The sequence below is a fragment of the Methylobacterium sp. AC690 genome (genome assembly GCF_979256535.1).
This window is the reverse complement of the sequence record NZ_CEEDOX010000001.1, coordinates 376,804-399,602: the sequence shown is the minus strand read 5'-3', so window position 1 is coordinate 399,602 and position 22,799 is coordinate 376,804. Positions and strand designations below refer to the sequence as shown.

Sequence of the window (22,799 nt, the reverse complement as noted above, 5' to 3'; positions counted from 1 at the left end):
GACTTTCACCGAGGCATGTTATGGTTGCGCAGGTTGAGAGTCTCCTAAGCATCGAGACTGTTCGTCGTGATTCGGCAGCAGCTCGTTTCGATCCTGATCGTCGTTGGACACACGGAATACGGATGCGGCCCTCGACAATTGCTTGCGTGGCCTTCGGGCTCGTCGGTGCCGTGAGCGGTGGGCTCGCCTGGGCCACCGGCGGGGCGCCCAGCCTGCACGTGTCCCAGAAGGGGCGCGCCTTTCAGCCCAACGCCCTCACGGTTCCGCGCGGCGCCAGCGTGGAGATCGTCAACGACGATGGCGATCTGCTTCACCACGTCTACATCGACGCGCCGAACTTCACCTTCGATTCCGGAGACCTGAAGCCCGGAAGCCGGACCCAGGTCGTCTTCGACGTGCCCGGGACCTACGCCGTCCTGTGCGGAATCCATCCGAAGATGAAGCTCACCGTCCGGGTCGACGGCCGCTGACATCCGGCGTGATCGACCGTCTTCCGATTCGTGGGCCGCACGGGCTCGCGTCGGGGCCGCCTGCTGCGCGTCCCGTCGTCCCCGCGCGGCGCGCCGGCGACCCTCAGAGCAGGGTCGACCCCTGCAGCACGGCGTGGGCGCCGTAGTAGAGGCCGATGAAGGCCGCCAGGGCCGCCCCGTAGCCCACGGGCGTGAGGGCGAGGTTGCGGAGGCGATAGGGCGATGCGGCGTTGTCGGCCGCGAGGGCCACCATCGCGACGATGATCGGCGCGTGGCCGATGGCGTCGACCTTGCCGAACTCGAAGACCGCCGAGATGAAGGTGGCGGCCAGCAGGATCGCGGCGACCCGGCGGACCAGCGGCGTGCAGACCAGTGCGAACGCCAGGGCGAATTCCACCGCGCCGGCCGCCTTCATGAAGTACTCGCCCGTGAAGCCGAGCGTCATCGCCGGATGCTCGATGAAGAGCGGGAACGACCATTGCGGATAGGCCCATTTCTCGACGGAGGCCCACATCAGCGTGATGGCGGCGGTATAGCGCACGATGTCGAGGGGGCGGAGGCCGCCGGGCAGGGAGCGGCCGAGGCCGGTCAGCGCGCAATAGGCCGCGACCCCGAGGAAGACCGGGTAATCCGCGAGGTGGAAGGCGCCGTACTGGACCAGGGCGGTCGTGAACAGGACGACGATGCCGAGGGCCGAGAGCGGCATGGTTCGCCGCCACAGGAAGCCGGCCGCGATGGCGAGCTGGAACCACGGGAGCGCGGTGCTGGTCGTCTTCAGCTCGGGCGTCAGGATGATGCCGCCGAGCGTCCAGAGCGCGACGAAGAATCCGCCCAGAACCGCACGGAACAGGAGTTCGGTGTTCTCGCGTGCCCAGGCCGTGGTCCGGTCGAGGGATCGGATGAGTGCTGCCCCCAGCACCGTTCCCTCGAGAAGACCACCCACCATCAGGGCCAACACGGAGAGGCCGACCAGCTTCTCGAAATCCGAGCACAGGACCTCGCCGAGGTCGCGGGGCGCGCCGACGAGGTCGTAGGCGCAGAACCATTTCACATGCGCCAGCGCGGAACTGGAGCCCGCGACCGTGAGGACAGCCGTCATCACCATGACTGCGGCGCGGGGCAGCCAACGTCTTCCGGGGAGCATGGAGGGAAGCCCTGTTCACGACACCGGCGCGGGGGCTTGCCGGCGCGATGAAAACTACGCGCCTTCGCTGGTTTGCGGAAGGAACTTGTTAACAGTCCTTTCCAAATGGTTAACCTGTTGCTTGCGGGCATCGGCCGTGATCCCGATCTGACCGGTCGAATGCACGACGGCCGTGTAACCGTTCGGTAACGATGCCGTCGGAAAGCCTGCGCACGGACATGGTCCGCTCATCCGCTCGGGGCTAAGCCGGGGAACGCCCCGCTTCGACCCGAAGAGCCCGATGATCGCGACCCTGAGCCTGTCGAGCCTGATGGTGGGGACCGGTCTGTCCTACGCGGCGACGCGCGCGCCGAGCCGGGCGGACGCCCTCGAACGCTGGTCCGGGCGCCTTCTCCTCGGCGGGCTCGGCCTCCTCGGGGCCGGTCTGCCGCTCTTCCGCTGACGCGCGTATCCACCCCGGGAGCGTCCCTGGCGAAGGCCGATCCTTCAGTTGAGACGGGGCGGACCCTTGAGGCTGGCCGTACCGTCGGCGCTCAGGGTCTTCAGGAACGCGATCAGGTCGCGCTTCTCGGCGTCGGTCAGCCCCAGCGGCTTGATCGCGGGCGAGCGGCTCGGCCGGGCGATCCCGCCGCGATCGTAGAGGTCGATCACCTCGCGCAGGGAGGCCAGCGAGCCGTCATGCATGTAGGGTCCGCGCTCCGCGACGTCCCGCAGGGTCGGAGTCTTGAACGCGTAGCGCAGCTGCACCGAATCCGGGAAGAATGCGGCCCGTCCCACATCCGCCCCGGTGCCGACGCCGATGTCGTGGAAGGATCCGTCCGTGAACGTCCAGCCCGAATGGCAGCCGGCGCACTGCGCCTTGCCGTTGAAGAGCGCGAACCCGGCCTTCGCATTCGGGCCGATGGCGCGAGCGTCGCCCGCGACCCAGCGATCGAACGGCGCCTCGCCGGAGACGATGGAGCGCTCGAAGGTCGCCAGCGCCAGCTCGACGGTCCGCCGACTGATCGCCTCCTCCGGGCCGCCCGCCGCGGAGCGTTCGGGGAACGCCGCGACGAAGGCGCGGACGTAGCCGGGATCGGCTCTCAGCCGTGCGAGCAAGGTCGCCTCGGGCAGGTTCATCGCGCTGGCGCTGGTGATCGGCGTGAAGGCGACGTTCTCGAGGTCGTGGAATTTGCCGTCCCAGCCGAGGATCGGGTTCTGGGCCACGTCGAGCAGGGTCGGCGTGCGCACCTTCATCGTCGCGCCGGTCTCGCCGATGCCGCGGGGGCGGCCGTCGCTCCACGACTGGGTCGGAAGGTGGCAGCTGGCGCAGCTCATGGTGCGCTCGCCCGAGAGGAGCGTATCGAAGAACAGGCGCTGGCCGAGGGCGGCCTTGGCCGGGCTGTAGGGATTTTCGGGCGGGTGGACCACCTCGTCGACGCGCCGATAGGCCTCGCGCAGCGCCGACAGCTCGGCCTGCAGCGTGCTGACATCCGCCTGTTCCGGCTCGCCGGCACCCGAGGTGCGTAATCCGAGCCCCGATGCCGCGAGGGCAATCAGGGCAACGCCGGCAAGCGCGGCGCTCACCCGTCTGCGCATCGCGATCTCCTGATCCGCTCAGCGCTAGTGCGGATCCGTTAACGAAGTCTCACGCGAGGCCGCCCCGGCCCATATGCCGCAGGCGCGAACCGGGACTGATTGGCGCGAACGTTGCTTAGGCCGCTCCAGCCAGCAATGGCTGCGAATCCCGTCAGGTGTCCTGGGATGTCGCATCGCTTCAGGACGAGAGGCTCGGAATGACGAAATACAAACTCGAGTATATTTGGCTCGACGGCTACACTCCGGTGCCGAACCTTCGCGGTAAGACCCAGATCAAGGAATTCGAAGCGTTCCCGACCCTTGAGCAGCTTCCGCTTTGGGGCTTCGATGGCAGCTCGACGATGCAGGCCGAAGGCGGCAGCTCCGATTGCATGTTGAAGCCCGTGCGCCACTTCCCCGATTCCACGCGCAAGAACGGCGTGCTGGTGATGTGCGAAGTCATGATGCCGGATGGCGTCACCCCGCACGCCTCCAACAAGCGCGCCACCATCCTGGACGACGATGGCGCCTGGTTCGGCTTCGAGCAGGAGTACTTCTTCTACAAGGACGGCCGTCCCCTCGGCTTCCCCGCCTCCGGCTACCCCGCTCCGCAGGGGCCGTATTACTGCGGTGTCGGCTACAAGGAAGTCGGCAGCATCGCGCGCAAGATCGTCGAGCAGCATCTCGATCTCTGCCTCGATGCCGGCATCAACCACGAGGGCATCAACGCCGAGGTGGCCAAGGGCCAGTGGGAGTTCCAGATCTTCGGCAAGGGCTCCAAGAAGGCCGCCGACGAGATGTGGGTCGCCCGCTACCTGCTGCAGCGCCTGTGCGAGACCTACGAGATCGACGTCGAGTACCATTGCAAGCCGCTCGGCGCGACGGACTGGAACGGCTCGGGCATGCACGCCAACTTCTCGACCGAGCACATGCGCACGGTCGGCGGCAAGGCGTATTTCGAAGCCCTGATGGCGGCCTTCAAGGAGAACCTCGACGACCACATCGCCGTCTACGGCCCCGACAACCACATGCGTCTGACGGGCAAGCACGAGACGGCGGCGATCGACCAGTTCAGCTACGGCGTCGCCGATCGCGGCGCCTCGATCCGCGTGCCGCACAGCTTCGTCAACAATGCGTACAAGGGCTACCTGGAAGATCGCCGTCCCAACAGCCAGGGGGACCCCTACCAGATCGCCTCGCAGATCCTGAAGACCATCTCCTCGGTTCCGACCGAGACCAGCCAGCAGGCGGCCGCCTAAGTTCTAGGCAGTTTTCCGGCTCATTTGCCGAGAGACTAGGCAGGGCCCGCCGCGTTCCGCGCGGCGGGCCCTTCTTTTTGCCTGTTCGGATGGCAGGGCGATCCAGGCCGCGAGGCCCGCGGCCATCAGGCCCCGAAAATCGACCAGCCCAGCCGCTTGGTCAGCATCTCCAGGGCGATCCGTCCGAGATGGGAATTGCCCGAGGCGTCGAGGCCGGGCGACCACACGGCGATCGAGGCCTTGCCCGGCGCGATCGCCAGGATGCCGCCACCGACGCCGCTCTTGCCCGGAAGTCCCACCCGATAGGCGAATTCCCCCGAGCCGTCATAGTGCCCGCAGGTCAGCATCACCGCGTTGATGCGGCGCGCCCGCTCGGGTGACACCACGGACAACCCCGTCAGGGGGTTGCGCCCCGAATGCGCGAGGAAGCGGCCCGCCTGGGCGAGCTGTCGGCAGGACATGCTGATAGCGCAGTGATGGAAGTAGACGCCCAGGGTGAAATCGACCGGATTGTCGAGCACCCCGAAGGATTTCATGTAGTGGGCGAGGGCCATGTTGCGGAAACCCGTCCGCAACTCGGAAGCGGCCACCGCCTCGTCGATGGCGATGCTGGAATCCTGTGCCAGGAACTGCATGAAGCGCAGGATCTCGCCGATGGCCTCACGCGGCTGGTGTCCGGATAGGATCAGGTCCGTGACCGCGATCGCTCCGGCATTGATGAATGGATTGCGCGGGATGCCGCGCTCGCGCTCCAGCTGGACGATGGAGTTGAAGGGGCTGCCCGAGGGTTCGCGCCCGACGCGCCGCCAGAGCCGGTCGCCGGCCATGCCGAGGGCCAGGGTCAGGGTGAAGACCTTGGAGATGCTCTGGATCGAGAAGGGTTCGTCGCTGTCGCCGCCGGCCGCGATCCGCCCCTCGGCATCGATCACCACCAGGCCGAAGGCCCTGGCATCGGCGCCGGCGAGTTCGGGGATGTAGGTCGCCACCTCGCCCCGGTCCGGCCGCGCCCGCATCTCGTCGGCGATCTCGCGAACGACACGGTCGAGATCGGGCACGTCGAGGCTCATGGGCGCTTCCGGCTGGCTGGAACGAGGGTTCGGCGACGCGCGCAAACCCCGGGCCATGCCGGTATCAGGCCTCGGTCGGAAGGGCACGGCGGGGCTGGGTCCCGAGGCTCGACGCTGCCGCTGTATTGTTCAGCTTGGCGACAGGATTGTGCGACTATAGAACCATAACGGCGAAGCTTCGCTGATGTATCGCATTTGTTTCTGACTGTTTCTATTTAATGCTCTTGGTCTTTCGCCTGCATTCGGCAGCTTAAGATCAGATGAATGCTTTTTTCAGAGGTCGTTAAATCGCGCAGCCGTAGCACGGCCGCCGAAATGACGGCGCTCCGGACTCACCGGCCGCGGCCGTCGAGCGATGAGCAGCAATGAGCATTGATTCGAGCGACCCGCATCGCAGCACAGATCCCGGCGATCTCTCCCTCGCCACGCCGTCAGGGGCGTCCCGCGGGGCCGCGGAGACATCGGAAACGATGACGGCTGCGCGCGCCGAGGCAGGCGCATCCGCGGTCGCACGCACGCGCGCTTCGGACGTCGCGCCGGCCCCGTCGTTCCGGGCCCGCGAAAGCGAGGTCCGCATGACGGTGGAGGCCCGCCGGCGCATCGGACGAAACCTGCGCCTCCTCTATGCCGAGGTGCTGGATCAGCCGCTCCCCGACCGCTTCGACGCCCTCCTCGCCGATCTGGCCGCCCGCAGCACCACGCGAGGATCCTCATGACCAACGCGATGTCCCTTCCGGTCGGCACGCCGCAGGGCGCCGATGACGAGATGCGCGAACTCCTGCTCGGTGCGATTCCGGCCCTGCGGGCCTTCGCGTTCTCGCTGACCTACGATCTCGACCGCAGCGACGACCTCGTCCAGGACACCCTGGTGCGGGCCTGGACCAAGGCCGACAGTTTCACCCGGGGCACCAACCTGACGGCCTGGCTGTTCACCATCCTGCGCAACCTGTTCTATTCCGAGCAGCGCAAGCGCAAGCGCGAGGTGGAGGATGCCGACGGGGCGCTGGCCGGGCGCCTGACGAGCCTGCCCGAGCAGGAGATCCGGGTGGAGATGCGCGAGTTCCAGGAGGCCCTGAACGACTTGCCGTTCAGCCAACGCGAGGCCCTGGTGCTCGTGGGGGCGCAGAACTTCACCTACGAGGAGGCGGCGGAGATCTGCGGCGTCGCCGTGGGCACCATGAAGAGCCGTGTCAGCCGCGCACGCGGACGGCTCATCGAGAGCCTCGGGATGAACGGCACCGACGAGATCGGCGCCGATGCGTTCACGCGGGCGGCCCTGGGGCCGCCGCCCGGTTGAGCGGCATCGCCGCTCGGGGGCATCAGCGTGAGCCGGACGCCTCGGGCGCCCGGCTCGGGTTCAAATCAGGGCCGCCCGCACCGCGCGGGCGATCTCGGCGGGCGGGGTATCGTTCCGGTCGCCCAGCAGGCGCCGGCCCGAGGCGATCACCTGCAGGGCTTCGCGGCTGCTGCCGTCGCGCAGGGCCACTGCTTCGAGGTCACGCAGATACTCGATCACGCCCTCTCGGGCCTTGCTGTCGCGGGTCAGCACCGGCTCGACCCGCGACGTGACGTCGTTCGCCACCGAGGCCCAGAATGCGGCCGGTCCGGCGGAATTCTCGTGCATCGTCTCGCTTCCCTGACGTGTGTGGTCGCGCAGGGGTCGACGACCCATCGCCGAGCGGGGCGATCCGCCCCGACACGCACCGGCACCGGTCCGGCCCCGCACTGGGTTAGCAAGAGCGAAGCGGAGCCTTAAATAACGTGGATCAAGACGGCGTCAAAAAGACCATTGGCTGATGATTTTGTAATTTCGAAGTTTTTCACCTGCGATCTATAAGTTGTAATGCAGTCTTCGCCTGATCTCGGTCTCGGGAACACCGGGCGCGGCTGGCGGGTTCTCGGGTCATGCTCGGATGGTCCCGTAGCGGCCGGTGGCGATCGCGAGGTGCACCCCTCGGATCCCGATCGTCCGGCGGAACGCGGCCGGGCTGGGGCCGCCCCCGGAGGCAGACCCCTTCGATTTCGCACGAAACGCCAAGGGAGGCATCCATGGGCCTGTTCACCCGCGATATCAAAACCCTCGACGACCTCTTCGTCCACACGCTCCAGGATATCTATTACGCGGAGAACCAGATCACGAAGGCGCTACCCAAGATGATCGCCAAGGCGACGCATCCGGAACTGAAGCAGGGCTTCGAGACCCACCTGCGTCAGACCGAGAACCAGATCCTGCGCCTGGAGAAGGTTTTCCAGATGCACGGCCACAGCCCCAAGGCGGTGACCTGTCCGGCGATCAACGGCATCATCGAGGAGGCGAACGAGGTGGCCGGCGAGATCGCCGACAAGGATGTGCTGGACGCGGCCCTCGTGGCCTCGGCCCAGGCGGTGGAGCACTACGAGATCACCCGCTACGGCACGCTGATCGCCTGGGCCAAGCGCCTCGGACGGGACGATTGTGCCGGCGTGCTCCAGCAGAACCTCGACGAGGAGAAGGCCACCGACCACCTGCTCACCGCCATGGCGGAGCGTCAGATCAACCAGCGCGCCGCCTGAGTCCGACTGCGCGGCGCACGGAAAGCCTTGCGCTGATCGGAGCCGTTGCTTTTTGGGTCGCGTCCCGCGCACCCTGATGCGGCCCGGTCGTCCGTCCGCGGCGGATCGAGACTCCCCGACGAGAGGCCCATGGCCCGCAAGCGTGCGCGACCGACCAACGAGATTCTGCTGGAGGCGGCGGTCCGCCTCGGCCTGCCGCCCCGGAGCGTCGAGGTGGAGGCCCTGCGCCTTCATCTCGGCCTGCCGGATTACGGCGGTCTCGTCGAGGATTCGGTGGTCGCCAAGGCCCTGCACGAACTGAAGGCGCGGCGCGCCTTCGCGGAGGGCGGAGTCGCGGCTGTCAGGAAGGCGATTCCTAGCCTGCGCGCCGCGGTGATGCGGGACGGCAGCATCGCCTGGACCATCCGGACCGTGATCCCTGTCCTCGATGGCGGGCGCCTCGACCTGCGGATCGACGCGAAGCCCGAGACGGGCGTCGCCGGCATCCTGTCCGGCATGGCCCATCGCAACGATCCGACCTGGCGCCTCGAGGATCTCCGGGCTGCCGTTGCCGAGGCGGGGCTGCAGACGGCCAAGTCCCTGCGGCGCGCCGTGGAGCGCCTGCGTGATCAGGTCGCCGAGGACCTGCGCGCGGTGGGCGCCGATGCCGCCACCTATATCGACCATCTCGACCGTTCGCTGCGCTCGCGCGCCTTCCTCCTCTCGCCCAACCTGAACCAGTCGCTCACCGACACCCTGAAGGGGGTCCGCGCCCGCGCCCGCACCGTGGCGCGGGAGGATTCCCGCCTGCGCCGCCTGCGCGACCAGGTCGGCTTCGGTGCCTACATCGAGAAGTTCACCGCGGCCCGGCGCCTCGGCCGGCGCCTCATCTTCCACATGGGCCCGACCAATTCCGGCAAGACCTACGCGGCCCTGGAGATGCTGCGGGCGGCCGAGACCGGCACCTACCTCGCACCCCTGCGTCTCCTTGCGCTGGAGAACTACGAGGCCCTGGCCGAGCGCGGCCTGCGCGCCGGCATGGTGACGGGCGAGGAGACGCTGGGCGACCTCAACCCGACCCACACCGCCCGCACCATCGAGACCGCCGACCTCACGCGGCCCGTCGACGTCGCGGTGATCGACGAGATCCAGATGATCGCCGATCCCGATCGGGGCTGGGCCTGGACCAACGCCCTGTTCGGCGTCGCCGCCCGCACCGTGGTGGTCTGCGGCTCGGACGATGCGCTGGCCGCGGTGCGCCGCGCCGCGGAGGCGGCCAACGAGTCCCTCGAAGTGATCACCTTCGTGCGCAAGACGCCGCTGGTGCTGCAGGATACGCCCGTTCCCATCGAGAAGGTGATGCCGGGCGATGCGGTGGTGGCCTTCTCGCGCCGGGCCGTCCATGAGAACCGCGAGATCCTGGTGGCGGCCGGTCACCGGGTGGCCACGATCTACGGGGCGCTCTCGCCGGAGGTGCGGCGCGCGGAGGCCGCGCGCTTCCGGGCCGGCGAGGCCGACGTCCTCGTCACCACCGACGCCATCGGCATGGGCCTCAACCTCGGCCCGCTGAAGCGGATCGTCTTCTCGGCGGTGCGCAAGTGGGACGGGGTCGGCGAGCGGGCGCTGACCAATTCGGAGATCCGCCAGATCGCAGGCCGCGCGGGCCGGTTCGGGCACCAGGACGAGGGCTACGTCGCCGCCGTCGACGAGACCGGGTTGGAGCCGATCCGGGCGGCGTTGGCCGGTGCGCCCACGGCGCCGGCCGCCGACACGCGCTTCTACGTGCGCCCCGACCTCATCGCGATCAATTCCGTGGCGGAGGAGATGCGGACCGACAGCCTGCGCGAGGTGCTGGCGCATTTCGCCCGCGCCACCTTCTACGCCGGCTCGCCGTTCCAACCCTCGGCCCTGGAGGAAATCCTGGAGATTGCCCGCGTGGTCGACAAGGCGCGGCTGCCCATCGCCGAGAAGTTCGCGTTCTCGGTCTGCCCGGTGGACCGGCGCGACCCGGTCTCCCTCAGCATGCTGGAGCGCTGGACCCAGGCCCGGGCGGCAGGCACGACGGTTCCGGCCCTGCGGGCGAACCTCGCGGGCGAACTGGATTATCAGGAACGGACGGTGAAGCTCGCCAGCGCCTATCTCTGGCTGTCGCGGCGCTTTCCCGAGACCTTCGACGATGCCGAGGCCATGCGCACGATGCGGGCCCGGGCCAACGGCGAGATCGAGCGTCATCTCCGAGAGACGGCGACCCGCAAGGTCGAGCGCCGGACGCGCCGGGCGGGTGCGCGGGGCTGAGCCCGGTCGCCTTCAGGCGATGAAGGCCGGTCGGCCAGGGGAGGGGACACCCCCTCCCCGACGCCGATCCGGGATGGTGCGTTCAGACCTCTGGGATCAGGCCGACTTGAGGTGCGCGGCCAAGTGCTTGTTCATCTCGAACATGGTGCACTTATCCTTGCCGAAGACCTTCTTCAGCTTGTCGTCGGCCAGGATCTCGCGCTTGTTCTCGGGATTCTGGAGGTTGTGCTTCTTGATGTATTCCCAGACCTTGCTGACCACCTCGCCGCGCGGCAGGGCGGCGTCGCCGACGACGGCGGCGAGCTCGGAGGAGGGCTTCAGCGGCTGCTGCAGGGCGTTCGGCTTGGCGCCATCACCCTTCGGCGCGGCGACCTTCTTGCCCTTGGCGGCAGGCTTCTCGGCGTCCTTTGGGGCAGCCTTGGGGGCGGCCTTCTCGGCGGTCTTGGTGGTGCTCTTTGCCATGGGGTGTTCCTCCGGATGTCGACGGTGAGCGCCGGTACGCCCACGGCCGGTGGCCTCGCAGCGCATAGCTGCAACAACTAAGCGGTGCCGCGAGCGTTCCAAGGGAAAACCGCCCTCGGCGCGCCCGTCATCCACAGGCGCGGCGGCTCAGATCCGGTCGAGGCCGCTCCCTGCCGAGGTGAGATCGCCGCGACTGGGATGAGAACTTCAGCGGCGTCGCCCTGTACTTCGGCCTGAAGTCGAAGCGAGCCCTGGTCACGGCGGTCGGGGGCTATCCGCGGAAAGTCATGGCTCTGCAGTGCTTTAAGGGAATTCCGGCGGCGCCGGGCCGGTGCGCCCTCCGGCACGGACCCCCATCGCGGACACGGCTCGGGCGACGTGCGAGGACGCGATGCCGGCCTGAGCCGGGCCGACTGCCCAGGGGCGCCGGCCCGGGCGCAAGAATTTCCCGCCACGATCAAGAATTTCCCGCCACAATGAAGATTTCACCGGTCGAACGGGAGCGCACGACGGAAACTTCGGTGTCGGGACCCGTTGCGGGGCCACTTCGGCCGATTTCGGGACGGGGCGGCGGCCGGGGGATCACCGAACCTTAAGGGCGATCGACGAAACCGGGAGCATGATCCTCCTGGCCTTCACGCTCTCGCTCGGCGCCGCCGTCGCGCTCATCATCGGCCTCGGCACGCTGGTCTCCATCGAGGCCCAGACGGGTCCCGACGGCCGCGCGGATGCCGGTCTGATCTGACGGACGCCCCCGAACCGCCCGCGTCCTCGAACGTTGCGCCAGGGTTCCGTCCCGGTCGCGATCGCCCCTTCATGTTCGACAGCTCCGTCGCCTCGTCCCTCGACAGCACGGCCCACATCATCCAGATCGCCCTGACGCCCGTCTTCCTGCTGTCGGGCATCGCGACGCTCCTCAACGTCTTCGGCACGCGCCTCGCTCGGGTGGCCGATCAGGCGGAGCGCATCTCGCAAGCGATCGACGGCGCCTCGGGTCTCGAGCAGGTCCGCCTCGCGCGACGCATGAACGCCCTGCGCCGGCGCTCCCTCGCCCTCGATGCCGCCGTGATCCTCGGAGCTCTGGGCGGAGTTGCCACCTGCGGAGCCGTTCTGACGCTGTTCGTCGGAGCCCTCCGGGACGCCACCGTCGCGGACATCCTGTTCGTGCTGTTCGGCCTCGCCATCCTCTGCACCTTGAGCGCCCTGATGGTCTTCGGGTTCGAGATGCTGCTGGCGAGCCGCGGGATGCGCCAGCGGGTGGCCGTGCGCCAGATCGAGGTGGCCGAGGAGACCGGCGTGCCGGTGGACGAGCGGGCCTGAGTCCGGAACCCCCGCGCGGGTGGCGGCTTGTCCGGTCGAGTGCCGCATCCGGCGCCCTCGCCCCGAGACGCCACTCTGCAAGAGGAATGCGCATGCCGACGGACCTCCCGAACGAGCGCAGCATCCGCCCGACCGGCTCGATGGAACTCGATCCCTCGGCCGAGGGTGTCGCGATCGACGAGACCCGGCGCCTGATCGCCTCGAACAAGGTCGAGGGCACCGCCGCCTACAGCCGCGCGGGAGAGCATATCGGGACCGTCTACAACTTCATGGTCGACAAGGTCTCCGGCCAGGTCGCCTACGCCGTCATCTCGTTCGGCGGCTTCCTCGGGCTCGGCGAGAGCTACCATCCCGTGCCCTGGCGGGCGCTGACCTACAGCGTCGATCTCGGCGGCTACATCGTGGACATCGACCAGGACACCCTCGCGGGCGCGCCAAGCCACGGCCCCGGCGAGGATCCCTTCACCGACCCGGCCTTCGGCGAGCGCGTCGATGGTCATTACGGCGGCTCCAAGGTGCCCACGGCCTGAACGGGCCCGCCGCCCGCAGGCTCGCGCCGGACCGGTCAGCCCTCCGGCGACGCCAGGATCCGGTCGAAGTCGAGGAGCGCCGTCTCGATCACGATCTGCGTGCGGCTGATGACGTCGAGCTTGCGCAGGATCTCGGAGACATGCGCCTTCACGGTGGAATCCCCGACCTGGAGTTCGTGCGCGATCTGCTTGTTGAGCTTGCCCTGGCGGATCATCGCCAGCACCCGCACCTGCTGCGGCGTGAGGCTCGCGACCCGCTCGGCGATCGGCGCCTTGCGGGCGGATGACGCGGGCAGCGTCGCGTTCGGCAGATTCGCCGGGACCGAGAGGCCACCGGCCAGGACGTCGGCGATGGCCCGCGTCAGCGTCGCCTTGTCGACCGCCTTGGGCACGAAGCCGGCGGCGCCGTGATCCAGCGCCTCCCGGATGATGCGCGGATCCTCGAGGCCGGAGACGACGAGGATCGGGACCCGCGGCGCCTGCGCCCGGATCGCCAGCAGGCCTTCAAAGCCCGTCACGCCCTGCATCGACAGGTCCAAGAGAATGATTTCGATGGCGGGGTGCGCTGCCAGCACGGCGCAGGCGCTGGCGATGCCGTCGGCCTCGTGCCGCGTCGCATCCGGGTAGGCGAGGCCCACGGCGCTGGCGAGGGCGTCGCGGAAGAGCGGGTGATCGTCGACGATGAGGAGGTGCATGCCCGTTCCACCCGGTGCGTGCGCCCCTGTTCCGGAGCTGTTCGGTGCCGCATTGCGCGGGAACCGGCCGCCCGACATACTCGTGTCACCGCGGAGAACCGGGCGTCAAGTCCGGCACGCGTCGCGCAAGCGGGGGGATGGAACGTGGCAGAGGGGACGCAGGTGCGCACGCATCTGTGCGGCATCACGACGGCGTGGACGGACGCCGCCGCGGCCGACGGGGCCGTCGCCGAGATCGGCGCCGCCATCGGCCCGCATCCCGTCGCCCAGATCGTGGTGTTCTTCTCGGCCGACTACGACGTCGAGACCCTGAATCGCGCGCTCTGCGCGCGCTTTCCGGGGGCGGGCATCGCGGGCTGCACCATGTCGGGCGGCATCTCGCCGGCCGGCGGCCTCGATCGCGGCCTCGTCGCCATCGCCTTCCCGAAGGCGGGCTTTCGCATCGTCTCCACGCTCCTGGACGCCATCGATCACCTCGACGTGGAGCGGACCGCCTCCAGCGTGCGGGCCCTGCGCCGAAGCCTCGACGGCGCCGGCGCGGATCCGGCCTCCGGCGGCTGCTTCGCCCTCTCGCTGATCGACGGGCTCACCAACGCCGAGGAGACTGTGGTCTCGGCCATCGCCTGGGCCCTGGACGGCATCCCCCTCGTGGGTGGCTCGGCGGGCGACGACCTCACCTTCCGCGAGACGGTGCTGCTCCATGACGGCCGCATCCATCGGCGCGCCGCCGTGCTGCTCCTCGTGGAGTCCGATTTCCCGATCCAGATCTTCAAGAGCGACAATTTCGAGCCGACCGGGACCAAGTTCGTGGTCACCGCCTCCGACGACGAGCAGCGTACCGTCCACGAGCTCAATGCCGAGCCGGCGGCGCGCGAATACGCCATGGCGGTGGGGCTCGATCCCGAGCGCTTGTCGCCGATGAGCTTTGCCGCCTATCCGCTCGCCGTGAAGGTCGGGGGCGAGTATTTCTGCCGATCGATCCGGCGCATGAACGCGGACGGCTCGCTCAGCTTCTTCTGCGCCCTCGACGAGGGCGTGGTGCTCACCCTGGCGCGTCCGCGCGACATCGTGGCGGCCACGGCGGCCGAACTCGCCCGCCTCGACGCGGCGCTGGGCGGCATCGATCTCGTCATCGGCTTCGAGTGCGTGCTGCGCCGCCTCGATGCCGAGAGCCGGCAGGTGCGGCACGGTATCGTCGACCTCTACCGGCGCTACGCCATCGTCGGCTTCGACACCTACGGCGAGCAGTACCGGTCGATGCACCTCAACCAGACCTTCACGGGCATCGCCATCGGGCGTGGCGCGCCGGGCGCGGTCGAGCCATGATCCGGCTGCCGCCCGAGACCGCGTGCCCCGCCCCGGGGGAGGACGCGAACCTGCGGCGCATCGCCAAGCTCGAGCGCATCAACGCGGCCCTGATGGCCCATGTCGAGCGCAGCATGGACCAGCAGGGCGGGGCCTACTCCCTGTTCCAGACCGCCACCATGCTGGAGGGGCGCGTCCGCACCCGCACCGAGGAACTGACCGGGCTGATGCACCGCCTGGAGCGCTCCAACGCGGCCCTGGTGGCGGCCAAGGAGGAGGCCGAGAACGCCAACCGCTCGAAGACCCGCTTCCTCGCCGCCGCGAGTCACGACCTGCTGCAGCCGCTGAACGCGGCCCGGCTCTCGGCCTCGGCCCTGGCCGACCTCGGCCTCGGTCCGGAGGCCGCGGCGATCTCGGGGCAGATCGAGCGCGGGCTCCAGATCATCGAGGACCTGATCAAGACCCTCCTCGACATCTCGAAGCTCGATGCCGGCGTGGTGCGCCCGGCGATCAAGCCGGTGGCCCTCGGCGAGCTTCTCGCCGGCATCGCCGCGAGCTTCCGGCCCTTCGCCGAGCGCAAGGGACTGCGCCTCACCGTGCGCGGGCCCCACCTCGCGGTGGCGAGCGATCCGATGCTGCTCCAGCGTATCCTGCAGAATCTCGTCTCGAACGCCATCCGCTACACCCGACGGGGCGGCGTGCTGGTGGCGATCCGCCGCCGCGGGGAGGCCTGCCGCATCGAGGTGCTCGACACCGGCTGCGGCATCGCACCGGCGGAGCAGAGCCTCGTCTTCGAGGAATTCTTCCGGGGCGGCGTCGAGGGGGAGGGGGGCGAGCCGGGCCTCGGCCTCGGCCTCTCGATCGTGCGCCGCATGGCCCAGGCCCTCGATCATCCCCTCGATCTCGCTTCCCGGGTCGGGCACGGCACCCGCATGGCCCTGACCGTCCCCGTGAGCCTGACGCCGCCGGAGCGCGCGGTTCCGGTCAGCCCCGTGACGACCCGGCTCACCGGCGCGCGGGTGCTCGTGGTGGAGAACGATCCGCCCACCGCCGATGCCCTGGAACGCCTCCTGCGCAGCTGGGACGCCGAGGTCCGCGTCCATCGCGACCTGGCCGGGGTGGAGGCGTCGCTGGCGGCGGGGATGCGCCGGCCGGACCTGCTCATCCTCGACTACCATCTCGACAACGGTGCCTGCGGCCTCGACGTGGCGACCCATCTCCAGGCCCGCACCGGATCCCGCTTGCCGGTGATCGTCACCACCGCCAACCACTCCCCCGAGATCGAGGCGCAGGTCGCCGGGCACGGGGCGCAACTCGTGCATAAGCCGGTGCGCCCGGCCGCGTTGCGGGCGCTGCTGACCTACCTGCTGGCGTAAGGGGGCCCACGAAGGAGGCGCACCCCAAGAGTATTTTGAATAATCTTGGCCGTATCGGAGGCATCGTTCCGTCTTGGTGCGGTTGGGCTGCAGGAACGTGAAATCTTTTGCAGCCTCGCTTTCAGTTCAGTTTGATGCTCGATTGAAAAATTTGCATTGCACCAAGATCAAATTGCGCTGCAACGACAGTTGAAGCGCCCTTGCGAAGCTTCCTAGGGATCTTTACGCTCGCGCGCCAGAATAAGACTTCCCCGTGCGCGTCCTGCTGCAGGTCCTGACCTGTCGCCCGTCGCCGGCCTGGGGTGTGGAGGACGGCCCGGTTCATGAAGAAAAACAAGGTCATCACGGCTGGCGAGGCGATCGCGCTGATCCGGCACAACGACGTGGTCACCACGACGGGGTTCGTCCAGAGCTGCATCCCTGAGGCGCTGCATGCCGCCCTGGAGAAGCGCTTCGTCGACACCGGCGCGCCCCGCGACCTCACCCTGATCATGACGGCGGGGGCGGGCGACAGCAAAGGCCTCGGGACCGGGCGCCTGCACCACGAGGGCCTGCTGAAGCGCGTCATCGCCGCCAATTTCGGCCGCATGCCGAAGGTCGCCAAGGCCGCGCAGGCGAACAAGATCCTCGGCTACAACCTGCCCCAGGGCGTAATCTCGCAGCTCTACCGGGCCTGCGCCGCCGGCCAGCCGGGACTGTTCTCCAAGGTGGGCCTGCACACCTACGTCGATCCGCGCCACGGCGGCGCCCGGGTCAACACCGTGACCCAGGACGAGATCGTCAAGCTGGTCGAGGTCGATGGCGAGGAGTGGCTGTTCTACACGGCCACCAAGATCGACGTCGCCTTCATCCGCGGCACCTCGGCCGACCCGTCGGGCAACATCTCCTTCGAGAAGGAGGCGCTGACCCTGGACTGCCTCGCCCAGGCCATGGCCGCGCGCAACAACGGCGGCATCGTCATCGCCCAGGTCGAGCGCATCGTCGATGACGGCTTCCTGCTGCCCAAGGACGTCCGCGTCCCCGGCATCCTGGTGGATTGCGTCGTCCTGGCCGAGCCCGAGATGCACCGCATGAACTACGGCGTGCAGCACGATGCGGCGCTGGCCGGCCAGATCCGCGTGCCCGTGAGCGGCATGAAGAAGATGCCCCTCGACGCCCGCAAGGTCATCGCCCGGCGCGCGGCCTTCGAGCTGCCGCCCAACGGCGTCGTCAATCTCGGCGTCGGCGCCCCCGAGGGCATCTCGGCGGTGGCCAACGAGGAGAAGGTCACCCCCTACATCACCCTGACCACCGAGGCCGGTGCGGTGGGCGGCGTCCTCGCCTCCGGGTCGAGCTTCGGCGCGGCGACGAACGCCGACTGCGTCATCGATCAGAACCAGATGTTCGACTTCTACGATGGCGGCGGCCTCGACATGACCTGCCTCGGCCTCGCCGAGTGCGACCAGCACGGCAACGTCAACACCAGCATGTTCGGTGGCCGCCTCAACGGCTGCGGCGGCTTTATCAACATCAGCCAGAACGCCCGCTCCGTGGTCTTCGCCGGCACCTTCACGGTGGGCGGGCTGGAGACCGTGATCGAGGACGGCAAGCTCCGCATCGTCACGGAAGGCCGCTCGCAGAAATTCCTGCCGCAGGTGGAGCAGATCACCTTCAGCGGGCACTATGCGCAGATGCGTGCCCAGCCGGTGATCTACGTCACCGAGCGTTGCGTCTTCCAGCTCACCGACGAGGGGCTGGAACTCATCGAGGTCGCGCCCGGCATCGAGATCGAGCGGGACATCCTGCCCCATATGGGTTTCCGGCCGATCATCAAGCAGCCGATGCCGATGGATGCCCGCCTGTTCCGCGACGAGCCGATGGAACTGCTGGCCGACCTGCTGAACCTCAACCTCGCCGAGCGGGTGAGCTACGACACCGAGCGCAACATCCTGTTCGTGAACCTGGAGGGCTGGCACGCCCGTGCCAAGAGCGACCTCGATGATCTGCGCATGGTGCTGGTGGGCGCCTGCAAGAAGGCCGGCCAGCGGGTCAACACGGTCGTCAACCATGACGGGTTCCGCATCAACGAGAACCTGTACGACGACTATGCGCACATGATCCAATACCTGCAGGCGAACTACTATCTCACCACCACCCGCTACGCGACCAGCGCCTTCCTGCGCCTCAAGATGGAGGAGGCCCTCAACCGCCGCGGCCTCGCCCCCCACGTCTTCGAGCGCAAGGAGGACGCCCACGCCTTCCTCGAAGGCGCCGGCAAGGTCCGCCGCGCCTCCACGGCGATCGCCTCGGCGGCCTGAGGCCGAGCGCATTGTCGCCCCGGATCCCGGTGCCGCGTGAGAATGAGGCGCGCTCATGGTCCTTGCGTCGGCGTCTGCGCGCCGGCACAACCGTTCCGTGCCGCCCCCTCGTCCCAGTCTGCCGGCCCTCGGGGCCTTCCTGGCGATCGCGAAGCATCGCAGCTTCCGGCGTGCGGGCCTGGAACTCGGCGTCAGCGCCTCGGCCCTGAGCCATGCCCTCAAGGGCCTGGAGACGCAGCTCGGCGTCCGGCTTCTCAACCGGACCAACCGGAGCGTCACCCTCACCGCCGCTGGCGAGGAGTTCTTCGCGTCGCTCGACGGGCCTTTCCTGGCGATCGGGCAGGCCGTCGAGGCGCTGAACCGCCATCGCGGCGCGCCGGCCGGGCATGTGCGCCTCAACGTTCCGGAGCATGCGAGCGAACTCCTTCTCGCACCGGTCCTTCCCGTCTTCCTCGCCCGCTACCCGGACATCGCGATCGATGTGCGCGTGTCGAACAGCCTGCTCGACGTGGTCGACGCGGGCGCCGATGCCGGGATCCGCTACGGCGACACGGTCCCGGAGGACATGGTCGCCCAGCGCCTCTCCGCCGACATCCGCTGGGTCGTGGTGGGCGCGCCCGTTTACCTGGACCGCTTCGGGGTCCCGGCGCATCCCCACGACCTTCTCGCCCATCGCGGCCTGCGCGTCCGGCTCGGCGACGACCGGATCTACCATTGGGAGTTCGAGCGGCAGGGCGAGGCCATCGCCGTCGATGTGCCGGGGGCGCTGACGCTCGACCAGACCGGCCTCGCGGTCGCCCTCGCCCGGGCCGGAGCGGGCCTCGCCTACCTGCCCGAGCCCTGCGTGACGCCGCTGGTCCGGGAGGGCGCGCTCCGGTGTGTCCTCGGCGACTGGTCCCCGGCCGGCGCCGCCTTCCACCTCTATTATCCGGGACGCCGCCAGCTGCCGACCGGCCTGCGCCTGCTCACGGCCCTCATCCGCGAGATGCGCCCCCTCGGCTTCTAGGCCCCGTCGCGTCCGCCCGCCACGATGAGCGGTGTTCATCGCTCTGGTGAGGCGCTGCCGGCTCACGCCTCCGGGTCTCGCCGCCTACATCGAGGCGGACGCTCCGGGTCGCGGGGCCGATGGCGACACCGTCATCGGACCGTCACCCATCCGGGGCGCCGCGCTCTCCGAACTCGCGAGGTCCCGCCATGTCCCGTCCCGATCGATTCACCGGCCGTGTCGCCCTCGTCACCGGAGCCGCCAGCGGCATCGGGCAGGCCACGGCCGTCGCCTTCGCCCGGGAAGGCGCCCGGGTCGCCATCCTCGATCGGGCCGCGGACGCGCTGCAGCCGACCGCGGAGGCGGTTCGGGAGGCCGGCGGCGAGGGACTGGTCCTCGCCTGCGACATCGCGCGGCCCGAGCAGGTGGAGGCGGCGATCGCCGAGACGGTGGCGACCTTCGGCCGGCTCGACATCGCCTTCAACAATGCCGGCGTCGAGAACGTCGCGGCACCGGTGGCGGAGATCGCCCTGGCGGACTGGGACCGCATCCTCGACATCAACCTGCGCGGCACCTTCGTCTGCATGAAGCACGAGATCGCGCAGATGCTGCGCCAGGGCGGTGGCGTGATCGTGAACACCGCGTCGGGTGCCGGCATCCGGGGCGTCGCGGGGGGCGCCAGCTACGCGGCCTCGAAGCACGCTGTCATCGGCCTCACCAAGTCGGCCGCCCTCGACTACGCCAGCGCCAACATCCGGGTGAACGCCGTCCTGCCGGGCAACATCGCGACGCCGATGATGGACCGCTTCACCGGGGGCGACATCCAGAAGGCGATCGACCTGGAGCCGGTCGGCCGCCTGGGCCGGCCCGAGGAGATCGCCGAGGCGGTCCTCTGGATGAGCGCCGACCTCGGCGCCTTCGTCACCGGCGCCGCGGTCTCGGTCGATGGCGGCTGGTCGCTCTGATCCGCCCGTCCGCCACGCGGGCCGTGCCCGGCTGAGATGGCGGCGGTTGCGGGACGCGCCGCGGCCTGAGAAGACGGTGGAATGATCGTCCGTTCGCGCCCGAGCCTCCTCGACATCCTGTTCACCCTGCGCGGCTCGATCCTGCCGCAGGTCGCCCTCAAGGTCGTGGGCATCACCCTCGTGGCGGTGGTCGTGGTGGCGGTGGAGCGGCGCTGGCCCGAGGCGTTCCCGATCACGGCCGGCGTCGGGCCCTTCACCCTGATCGGCATCGCCCTGTCGATCTTCCTGAGCTTCCGCAACAGCGCCTGCTACGACCGCTGGTGGGAAGGCCGCCGCGCCTGGGGCAGCCTCGTGGTCGAGACCCGGGGGGTCGCGCGGCTCGTGACCGCCCTCCTGCCGGGGGAGTCCGTCGAGCCCCTGCGGGCCCGCACCCTGCGACGGCTCTCGGCCTTCGCCCACGCCCTGCATGCGCAGCTTCGCGGCGGCGATCCGCACACGGCGGCCGCGCCCTGGCTTCCGGAGGCGGAGGTCGCGCCGCTGGTCCGGCATCCGACCGCGGCGGATGCGGTGCTGGTCGGGCTCACCGCCGATCTCGCCAACGCCTATCGCCGGGGCGTCCTCACCGACGTGCTGTTGGCCGCCCTGGAGCACAAGATCGCCGCCCTGGCCCAGGTCCAGGTGGTCTGCGAGCGCATCCAGAACACGCCGCTGCCCTTCGCCTACACCCTGCTCCTCTACCGTACCGCATGGATCTACTGCCTCCTGCTGCCCTTCGGCCTCGCGGCCTCCCTCGGCTGGGCGACGCCGGTGGCGACGGCCCTGGTCGCCTACACCTTCTTCGGTCTCGATGCCCTGGGCGACGAGCTCGAGGAGCCCTTCGGTCTCGCGCCGAACGACCTGCCCCTCGACGCGCTGCTGCACACCGTCGACGGCATCGTCCTCGACGCCCTCGGCGAGACCGCGCCGCCGCCCCTGGTGCCGAAGCGCTACCTGCTGACCTGAGGGCGCCGTGCCGTGCGACCGACGGTGCCGGCCCGGTGCCTCGGCCGAGGTCTGGGACGGGTGGATCTCTGCCGGTCGGCGTCGGTGTGTCTCAACCGGTCTCGAAGAAGCGGTTCGACGGGCCCGGGAGGCCGAGACGGGCGCGTCGGGTCGAGCCCGCCGACGCGCGGCGGAACGGGCCCCGCCGCTGAAGCTCCGGCACCGAGGACAACCGTGACACGCGCCCGCAGCGTGGCGGGGTCGACAGCGGACACGTCCCGCAGCGTCCGCCATCGACCCGCGGCGCTCAGTATTCCCAGAAGATCCGCTGCAGCTCCTTGGCGTCCTGCGTCTTCGTCAGGGCGACGGCGGCGAGGATCTTGGCCTTCTGGGGGTTGAGATCGTGGGCGACCACCCAATCGTACTTGTCGTCGGGCTGCTCGGCGTTGCGCAGGACGAAGCCGTCGCCGACGCGGGAGGAGCGGATGATCTGCACGCCCTTGGACCGGATGTCCTTCAGCGTGTCGACGAGGTAGCCCGCCACCGAGCCGTTGCCGGTGCCCGCGTGGATGATCGCCTTGGCGCCGCCCGCCACCGCGCCGGTGTAGGCCTCGGGGTGCATGTTGCCCGAGCCGTACACGATGGCGACCTCGGGCAGGCTGTCGATGCCGTCGATGTTGAACTCGGAGGTGGTGCCGTGACGCTTCACCGGCGCGCGGAACCAGTAGGTCTTGCCCTCCACGACCATGCCGAGCGGTCCCCACTGGCTGAAGAAGGCCGAGGGCTTGATGTTGACCCGTTTGGTGGTGTCGCGCCCGGCCTGAATCTCGTCGTTCATGGTCAGGAGCACGCCCTTCGCACGCGCATCCTTGGCGCCCGCCACGGTGACGGCGTCGAGGAGGTTGAGGGCGCCGTCCGCCGAGATCGCGGTCGAGGGACGCATCGAGGCCACCATCACGATGGGCTTGTCGGTCTTCACCACGAGGTCGAGGAAGAAGGCCGTCTCCTCCACGGTGTCGGTGCCGTGGGTGATGACCACGCCGTCGACGTCGTCGCGCTTGACCAGGGCCGAGACCTTCTTGGCGAGCTCGATGAGCTGGGCGTTGGTGAAGCTCTCCGAGGCGATCTGGAAGGCCTGCTCGCCGCGCACCTCCGCCACCCCGGCGATGGCCGGTACGGCGGCGATGAGCTTGTCCACCGGCACCTTGGCGGCCTGGTAGGTGGCGCTGTTGGCCGCATCTGCGCCGGCTCCCGCGATGGTGCCGCCCGTGGCGACGATGACGACGCGGGGCTTGCCCGAGGCGGCGGGGGCGGGGGCCGTCTCGCCGGGCTTGGCCGGGATCGGCCCCTCCAGCGCGATCGCGGGGAGGGCAGTTCCGACCATCAGGGCCATCAGGGCGATCGGCAGGGTACGGCGCATGGGGATTCTCGGGTCGTTTCGGGAGCGGCATTGTGGCGCCCCGCACGGGCGAGGCCCAGCCGAAAAACGCGCCCGTGACGGATCAATCCCGAGGCATCGGGAAAACTGTCAGGGGGAGGTCGGATCGCGCGCGCCGCCG

Annotated in this window: 23 protein-coding genes; 16 read left to right on the top strand and 7 right to left on the bottom strand. The window is 69.2% G+C overall.

Annotated features, from left to right (window positions below; all coding sequences use genetic code 11):
• Positions 1-146: 146 nt before the first annotated feature.
• Positions 147-470 (top strand): cupredoxin domain-containing protein, encoded by a 324-nt coding sequence (locus tag AC0IY1_RS01940; RefSeq protein WP_471767274.1) that lies wholly within the window; start codon positions 147-149, stop codon positions 468-470.
• Positions 471-573: 103 nt separating this feature from the next.
• Here the strand turns inward: AC0IY1_RS01940 and AC0IY1_RS01935 are convergent, their stop codons facing one another.
• A complete protein-coding gene (locus tag AC0IY1_RS01935) occupies positions 574-1,569 on the bottom strand; it encodes a hypothetical protein (RefSeq protein ID WP_055948715.1) in 996 nt (331 codons plus the stop codon).
• 325 nt (positions 1,570-1,894) lie between these two features.
• Between AC0IY1_RS01935 and AC0IY1_RS01930 the strand changes: the two genes are divergently transcribed.
• Complete coding sequence (locus AC0IY1_RS01930; RefSeq protein WP_181017223.1) at positions 1,895-2,056, top strand: hypothetical protein; 162 nt, start codon at positions 1,895-1,897, stop codon at positions 2,054-2,056.
• Positions 2,057-2,100: 44 nt separating this feature from the next.
• Here the strand turns inward: AC0IY1_RS01930 and AC0IY1_RS01925 are convergent, their stop codons facing one another.
• On the bottom strand, positions 2,101-3,192 hold the full coding sequence (locus tag AC0IY1_RS01925; RefSeq protein WP_471767272.1) for a cytochrome-c peroxidase: 1,092 nt from the start codon (positions 3,190-3,192) through the stop codon (positions 2,101-2,103).
• A 197-nt stretch (positions 3,193-3,389) separates the two neighbouring features.
• Between AC0IY1_RS01925 and AC0IY1_RS01920 the strand changes: the two genes are divergently transcribed.
• Positions 3,390-4,430: a glutamine synthetase beta-grasp domain-containing protein gene (locus AC0IY1_RS01920; protein WP_471767271.1), complete on the top strand. Its 1,041-nt coding sequence runs from the start codon at positions 3,390-3,392 to the stop codon at positions 4,428-4,430.
• Positions 4,431-4,555: 125 nt separating this feature from the next.
• Here AC0IY1_RS01920 and AC0IY1_RS01915 read toward each other — a convergent pair whose 3' ends face one another.
• Positions 4,556-5,485 carry a glutaminase gene (locus AC0IY1_RS01915; RefSeq protein ID WP_055948718.1) on the bottom strand — a complete coding sequence of 310 codons (930 nt, stop codon included), beginning with the start codon at positions 5,483-5,485 and terminating at the stop codon, positions 4,556-4,558.
• Positions 5,486-5,967: 482 nt separating this feature from the next.
• On the opposite strand from AC0IY1_RS01915, the gene AC0IY1_RS01910 reads away from it, so the two are divergent.
• Both AC0IY1_RS01910 and AC0IY1_RS01905 read left to right on the top strand, forming a co-directional pair.
• Complete coding sequence (locus AC0IY1_RS01910) at positions 5,968-6,213, top strand: NepR family anti-sigma factor (protein WP_471767270.1); 246 nt, start codon at positions 5,968-5,970, stop codon at positions 6,211-6,213.
• A complete protein-coding gene (locus AC0IY1_RS01905; RefSeq protein WP_082512794.1) occupies positions 6,210-6,794 on the top strand; it encodes a sigma-70 family RNA polymerase sigma factor in 585 nt (194 codons plus the stop codon). Before AC0IY1_RS01910 ends, AC0IY1_RS01905 begins: the two co-directional genes overlap by 4 nt.
• Before the next feature lie 60 nt (positions 6,795-6,854).
• Here the strand turns inward: AC0IY1_RS01905 and AC0IY1_RS01900 are convergent, their stop codons facing one another.
• Positions 6,855-7,121 (bottom strand): hypothetical protein, encoded by a 267-nt coding sequence (locus tag AC0IY1_RS01900; protein WP_055947093.1) that lies wholly within the window; start codon positions 7,119-7,121, stop codon positions 6,855-6,857.
• Positions 7,122-7,546: 425 nt separating this feature from the next.
• Here AC0IY1_RS01900 and AC0IY1_RS01895 point away from each other — a divergent pair, with 425 nt between their 5' ends.
• Positions 7,547-8,050 carry a YciE/YciF ferroxidase family protein gene (locus tag AC0IY1_RS01895; RefSeq protein WP_055947094.1) on the top strand — a complete coding sequence of 168 codons (504 nt, stop codon included), beginning with the start codon at positions 7,547-7,549 and terminating at the stop codon, positions 8,048-8,050.
• Positions 8,051-8,179: 129 nt separating this feature from the next.
• Complete coding sequence (locus AC0IY1_RS01890) at positions 8,180-10,324, top strand: helicase-related protein (protein WP_471767268.1); 2,145 nt, start codon at positions 8,180-8,182, stop codon at positions 10,322-10,324.
• A gap of 96 nt (positions 10,325-10,420) precedes the next feature.
• Here the strand turns inward: AC0IY1_RS01890 and AC0IY1_RS01885 are convergent, their stop codons facing one another.
• Positions 10,421-10,786 carry an SWIB/MDM2 domain-containing protein gene (locus AC0IY1_RS01885; RefSeq protein ID WP_055947098.1) on the bottom strand — a complete coding sequence of 122 codons (366 nt, stop codon included), beginning with the start codon at positions 10,784-10,786 and terminating at the stop codon, positions 10,421-10,423.
• A 619-nt stretch (positions 10,787-11,405) separates the two neighbouring features.
• On the opposite strand from AC0IY1_RS01885, the gene AC0IY1_RS01880 reads away from it, so the two are divergent.
• From AC0IY1_RS01880 to AC0IY1_RS01870, 3 genes are all read left to right on the top strand, one after another.
• Positions 11,406-11,531 (top strand): hypothetical protein, encoded by a 126-nt coding sequence (locus AC0IY1_RS01880; RefSeq protein WP_277996211.1) that lies wholly within the window; start codon positions 11,406-11,408, stop codon positions 11,529-11,531.
• A gap of 71 nt (positions 11,532-11,602) precedes the next feature.
• Positions 11,603-12,106 (top strand): DUF2721 domain-containing protein, encoded by a 504-nt coding sequence (locus AC0IY1_RS01875; RefSeq protein ID WP_103708253.1) that lies wholly within the window; start codon positions 11,603-11,605, stop codon positions 12,104-12,106.
• A gap of 92 nt (positions 12,107-12,198) precedes the next feature.
• Positions 12,199-12,636, top strand: a complete 438-nt coding sequence (locus AC0IY1_RS01870) for a PRC-barrel domain-containing protein (protein ID WP_055948728.1) — start codon at positions 12,199-12,201, stop codon at positions 12,634-12,636.
• 35 nt (positions 12,637-12,671) lie between these two features.
• Here AC0IY1_RS01870 and AC0IY1_RS01865 read toward each other — a convergent pair whose 3' ends face one another.
• Positions 12,672-13,331 (bottom strand): response regulator transcription factor, encoded by a 660-nt coding sequence (locus AC0IY1_RS01865; protein ID WP_082512796.1) that lies wholly within the window; start codon positions 13,329-13,331, stop codon positions 12,672-12,674.
• Positions 13,332-13,475: 144 nt separating this feature from the next.
• Here AC0IY1_RS01865 and AC0IY1_RS01860 point away from each other — a divergent pair, with 144 nt between their 5' ends.
• The 6 genes from AC0IY1_RS01860 to AC0IY1_RS01835 all read left to right on the top strand — a co-directional run bounded on the left by AC0IY1_RS01860 (position 13,476) and on the right by AC0IY1_RS01835 (position 21,261).
• The gene (locus AC0IY1_RS01860; protein WP_055947104.1) at positions 13,476-14,657 is read left to right on the top strand and encodes an FIST N-terminal domain-containing protein; all 1,182 of its coding nucleotides are present in this window, start codon (positions 13,476-13,478) and stop codon (positions 14,655-14,657) included.
• Positions 14,654-16,012, top strand: coding sequence for an ATP-binding response regulator (locus AC0IY1_RS01855; RefSeq protein ID WP_471767264.1), 1,359 nt, complete (start codon positions 14,654-14,656; stop codon positions 16,010-16,012). The genes AC0IY1_RS01860 and AC0IY1_RS01855 overlap by 4 nt, the downstream gene beginning before the upstream one ends.
• Before the next feature lie 323 nt (positions 16,013-16,335).
• The gene (locus tag AC0IY1_RS01850; RefSeq protein WP_055947109.1) at positions 16,336-18,309 is read left to right on the top strand and encodes an acyl CoA:acetate/3-ketoacid CoA transferase; all 1,974 of its coding nucleotides are present in this window, start codon (positions 16,336-16,338) and stop codon (positions 18,307-18,309) included.
• A gap of 55 nt (positions 18,310-18,364) precedes the next feature.
• Positions 18,365-19,315, top strand: a complete 951-nt coding sequence (locus AC0IY1_RS01845) for a LysR family transcriptional regulator (protein ID WP_471767261.1) — start codon at positions 18,365-18,367, stop codon at positions 19,313-19,315.
• A 188-nt stretch (positions 19,316-19,503) separates the two neighbouring features.
• Positions 19,504-20,259 (top strand): glucose 1-dehydrogenase, encoded by a 756-nt coding sequence (locus AC0IY1_RS01840; RefSeq protein ID WP_471767259.1) that lies wholly within the window; start codon positions 19,504-19,506, stop codon positions 20,257-20,259.
• An 81-nt stretch (positions 20,260-20,340) separates the two neighbouring features.
• Complete coding sequence (locus tag AC0IY1_RS01835; protein WP_471767257.1) at positions 20,341-21,261, top strand: bestrophin family protein; 921 nt, start codon at positions 20,341-20,343, stop codon at positions 21,259-21,261.
• A gap of 286 nt (positions 21,262-21,547) precedes the next feature.
• Here AC0IY1_RS01835 and AC0IY1_RS01830 read toward each other — a convergent pair whose 3' ends face one another.
• A complete protein-coding gene (locus tag AC0IY1_RS01830) occupies positions 21,548-22,660 on the bottom strand; it encodes an asparaginase (protein ID WP_471767256.1) in 1,113 nt (370 codons plus the stop codon).
• Between the last annotated feature and the right edge of the window lie 139 nt (positions 22,661-22,799).

Bases quoted from the DNA above. Each gene is read 5' to 3' on its own strand.
- AC0IY1_RS01935 (WP_055948715.1), bottom strand. From the start codon at position 1,569: ATGACGGCTGTCCTCACGGTCGCGGGCTCCAGTTCCGCGCTGGCGCAT.
- AC0IY1_RS01930 (WP_181017223.1), top strand. From the start codon at position 1,895: ATGATCGCGACCCTGAGCCTGTCGAGCCTGATGGTGGGGACCGGTCTG.
- AC0IY1_RS01925 (WP_471767272.1), bottom strand. From the start codon at position 3,192: ATGCGCAGACGGGTGAGCGCCGCGCTTGCCGGCGTTGCCCTGATTGCC.
- AC0IY1_RS01920 (WP_471767271.1), top strand. From the start codon at position 3,390: ATGACGAAATACAAACTCGAGTATATTTGGCTCGACGGCTACACTCCG.
- AC0IY1_RS01910 (WP_471767270.1), top strand. From the start codon at position 5,968: ATGACGGCTGCGCGCGCCGAGGCAGGCGCATCCGCGGTCGCACGCACG.
- AC0IY1_RS01905 (WP_082512794.1), top strand. From the start codon at position 6,210: ATGACCAACGCGATGTCCCTTCCGGTCGGCACGCCGCAGGGCGCCGAT.
- AC0IY1_RS01900 (WP_055947093.1), bottom strand. From the start codon at position 7,121: ATGCACGAGAATTCCGCCGGACCGGCCGCATTCTGGGCCTCGGTGGCG.
- AC0IY1_RS01895 (WP_055947094.1), top strand. From the start codon at position 7,547: ATGGGCCTGTTCACCCGCGATATCAAAACCCTCGACGACCTCTTCGTC.
- AC0IY1_RS01890 (WP_471767268.1), top strand. From the start codon at position 8,180: ATGGCCCGCAAGCGTGCGCGACCGACCAACGAGATTCTGCTGGAGGCG.
- AC0IY1_RS01885 (WP_055947098.1), bottom strand. From the start codon at position 10,786: ATGGCAAAGAGCACCACCAAGACCGCCGAGAAGGCCGCCCCCAAGGCT.
- AC0IY1_RS01880 (WP_277996211.1), top strand. From the start codon at position 11,406: ATGATCCTCCTGGCCTTCACGCTCTCGCTCGGCGCCGCCGTCGCGCTC.
- AC0IY1_RS01875 (WP_103708253.1), top strand. From the start codon at position 11,603: ATGTTCGACAGCTCCGTCGCCTCGTCCCTCGACAGCACGGCCCACATC.
- AC0IY1_RS01870 (WP_055948728.1), top strand. From the start codon at position 12,199: ATGCCGACGGACCTCCCGAACGAGCGCAGCATCCGCCCGACCGGCTCG.
- AC0IY1_RS01865 (WP_082512796.1), bottom strand. From the start codon at position 13,331: ATGCACCTCCTCATCGTCGACGATCACCCGCTCTTCCGCGACGCCCTC.
- AC0IY1_RS01855 (WP_471767264.1), top strand. From the start codon at position 14,654: ATGATCCGGCTGCCGCCCGAGACCGCGTGCCCCGCCCCGGGGGAGGAC.
- AC0IY1_RS01850 (WP_055947109.1), top strand. From the start codon at position 16,336: ATGAAGAAAAACAAGGTCATCACGGCTGGCGAGGCGATCGCGCTGATC.
- AC0IY1_RS01845 (WP_471767261.1), top strand. From the start codon at position 18,365: ATGGTCCTTGCGTCGGCGTCTGCGCGCCGGCACAACCGTTCCGTGCCG.
- AC0IY1_RS01840 (WP_471767259.1), top strand. From the start codon at position 19,504: ATGTCCCGTCCCGATCGATTCACCGGCCGTGTCGCCCTCGTCACCGGA.
- AC0IY1_RS01835 (WP_471767257.1), top strand. From the start codon at position 20,341: ATGATCGTCCGTTCGCGCCCGAGCCTCCTCGACATCCTGTTCACCCTG.
- AC0IY1_RS01830 (WP_471767256.1), bottom strand. From the start codon at position 22,660: ATGCGCCGTACCCTGCCGATCGCCCTGATGGCCCTGATGGTCGGAACT.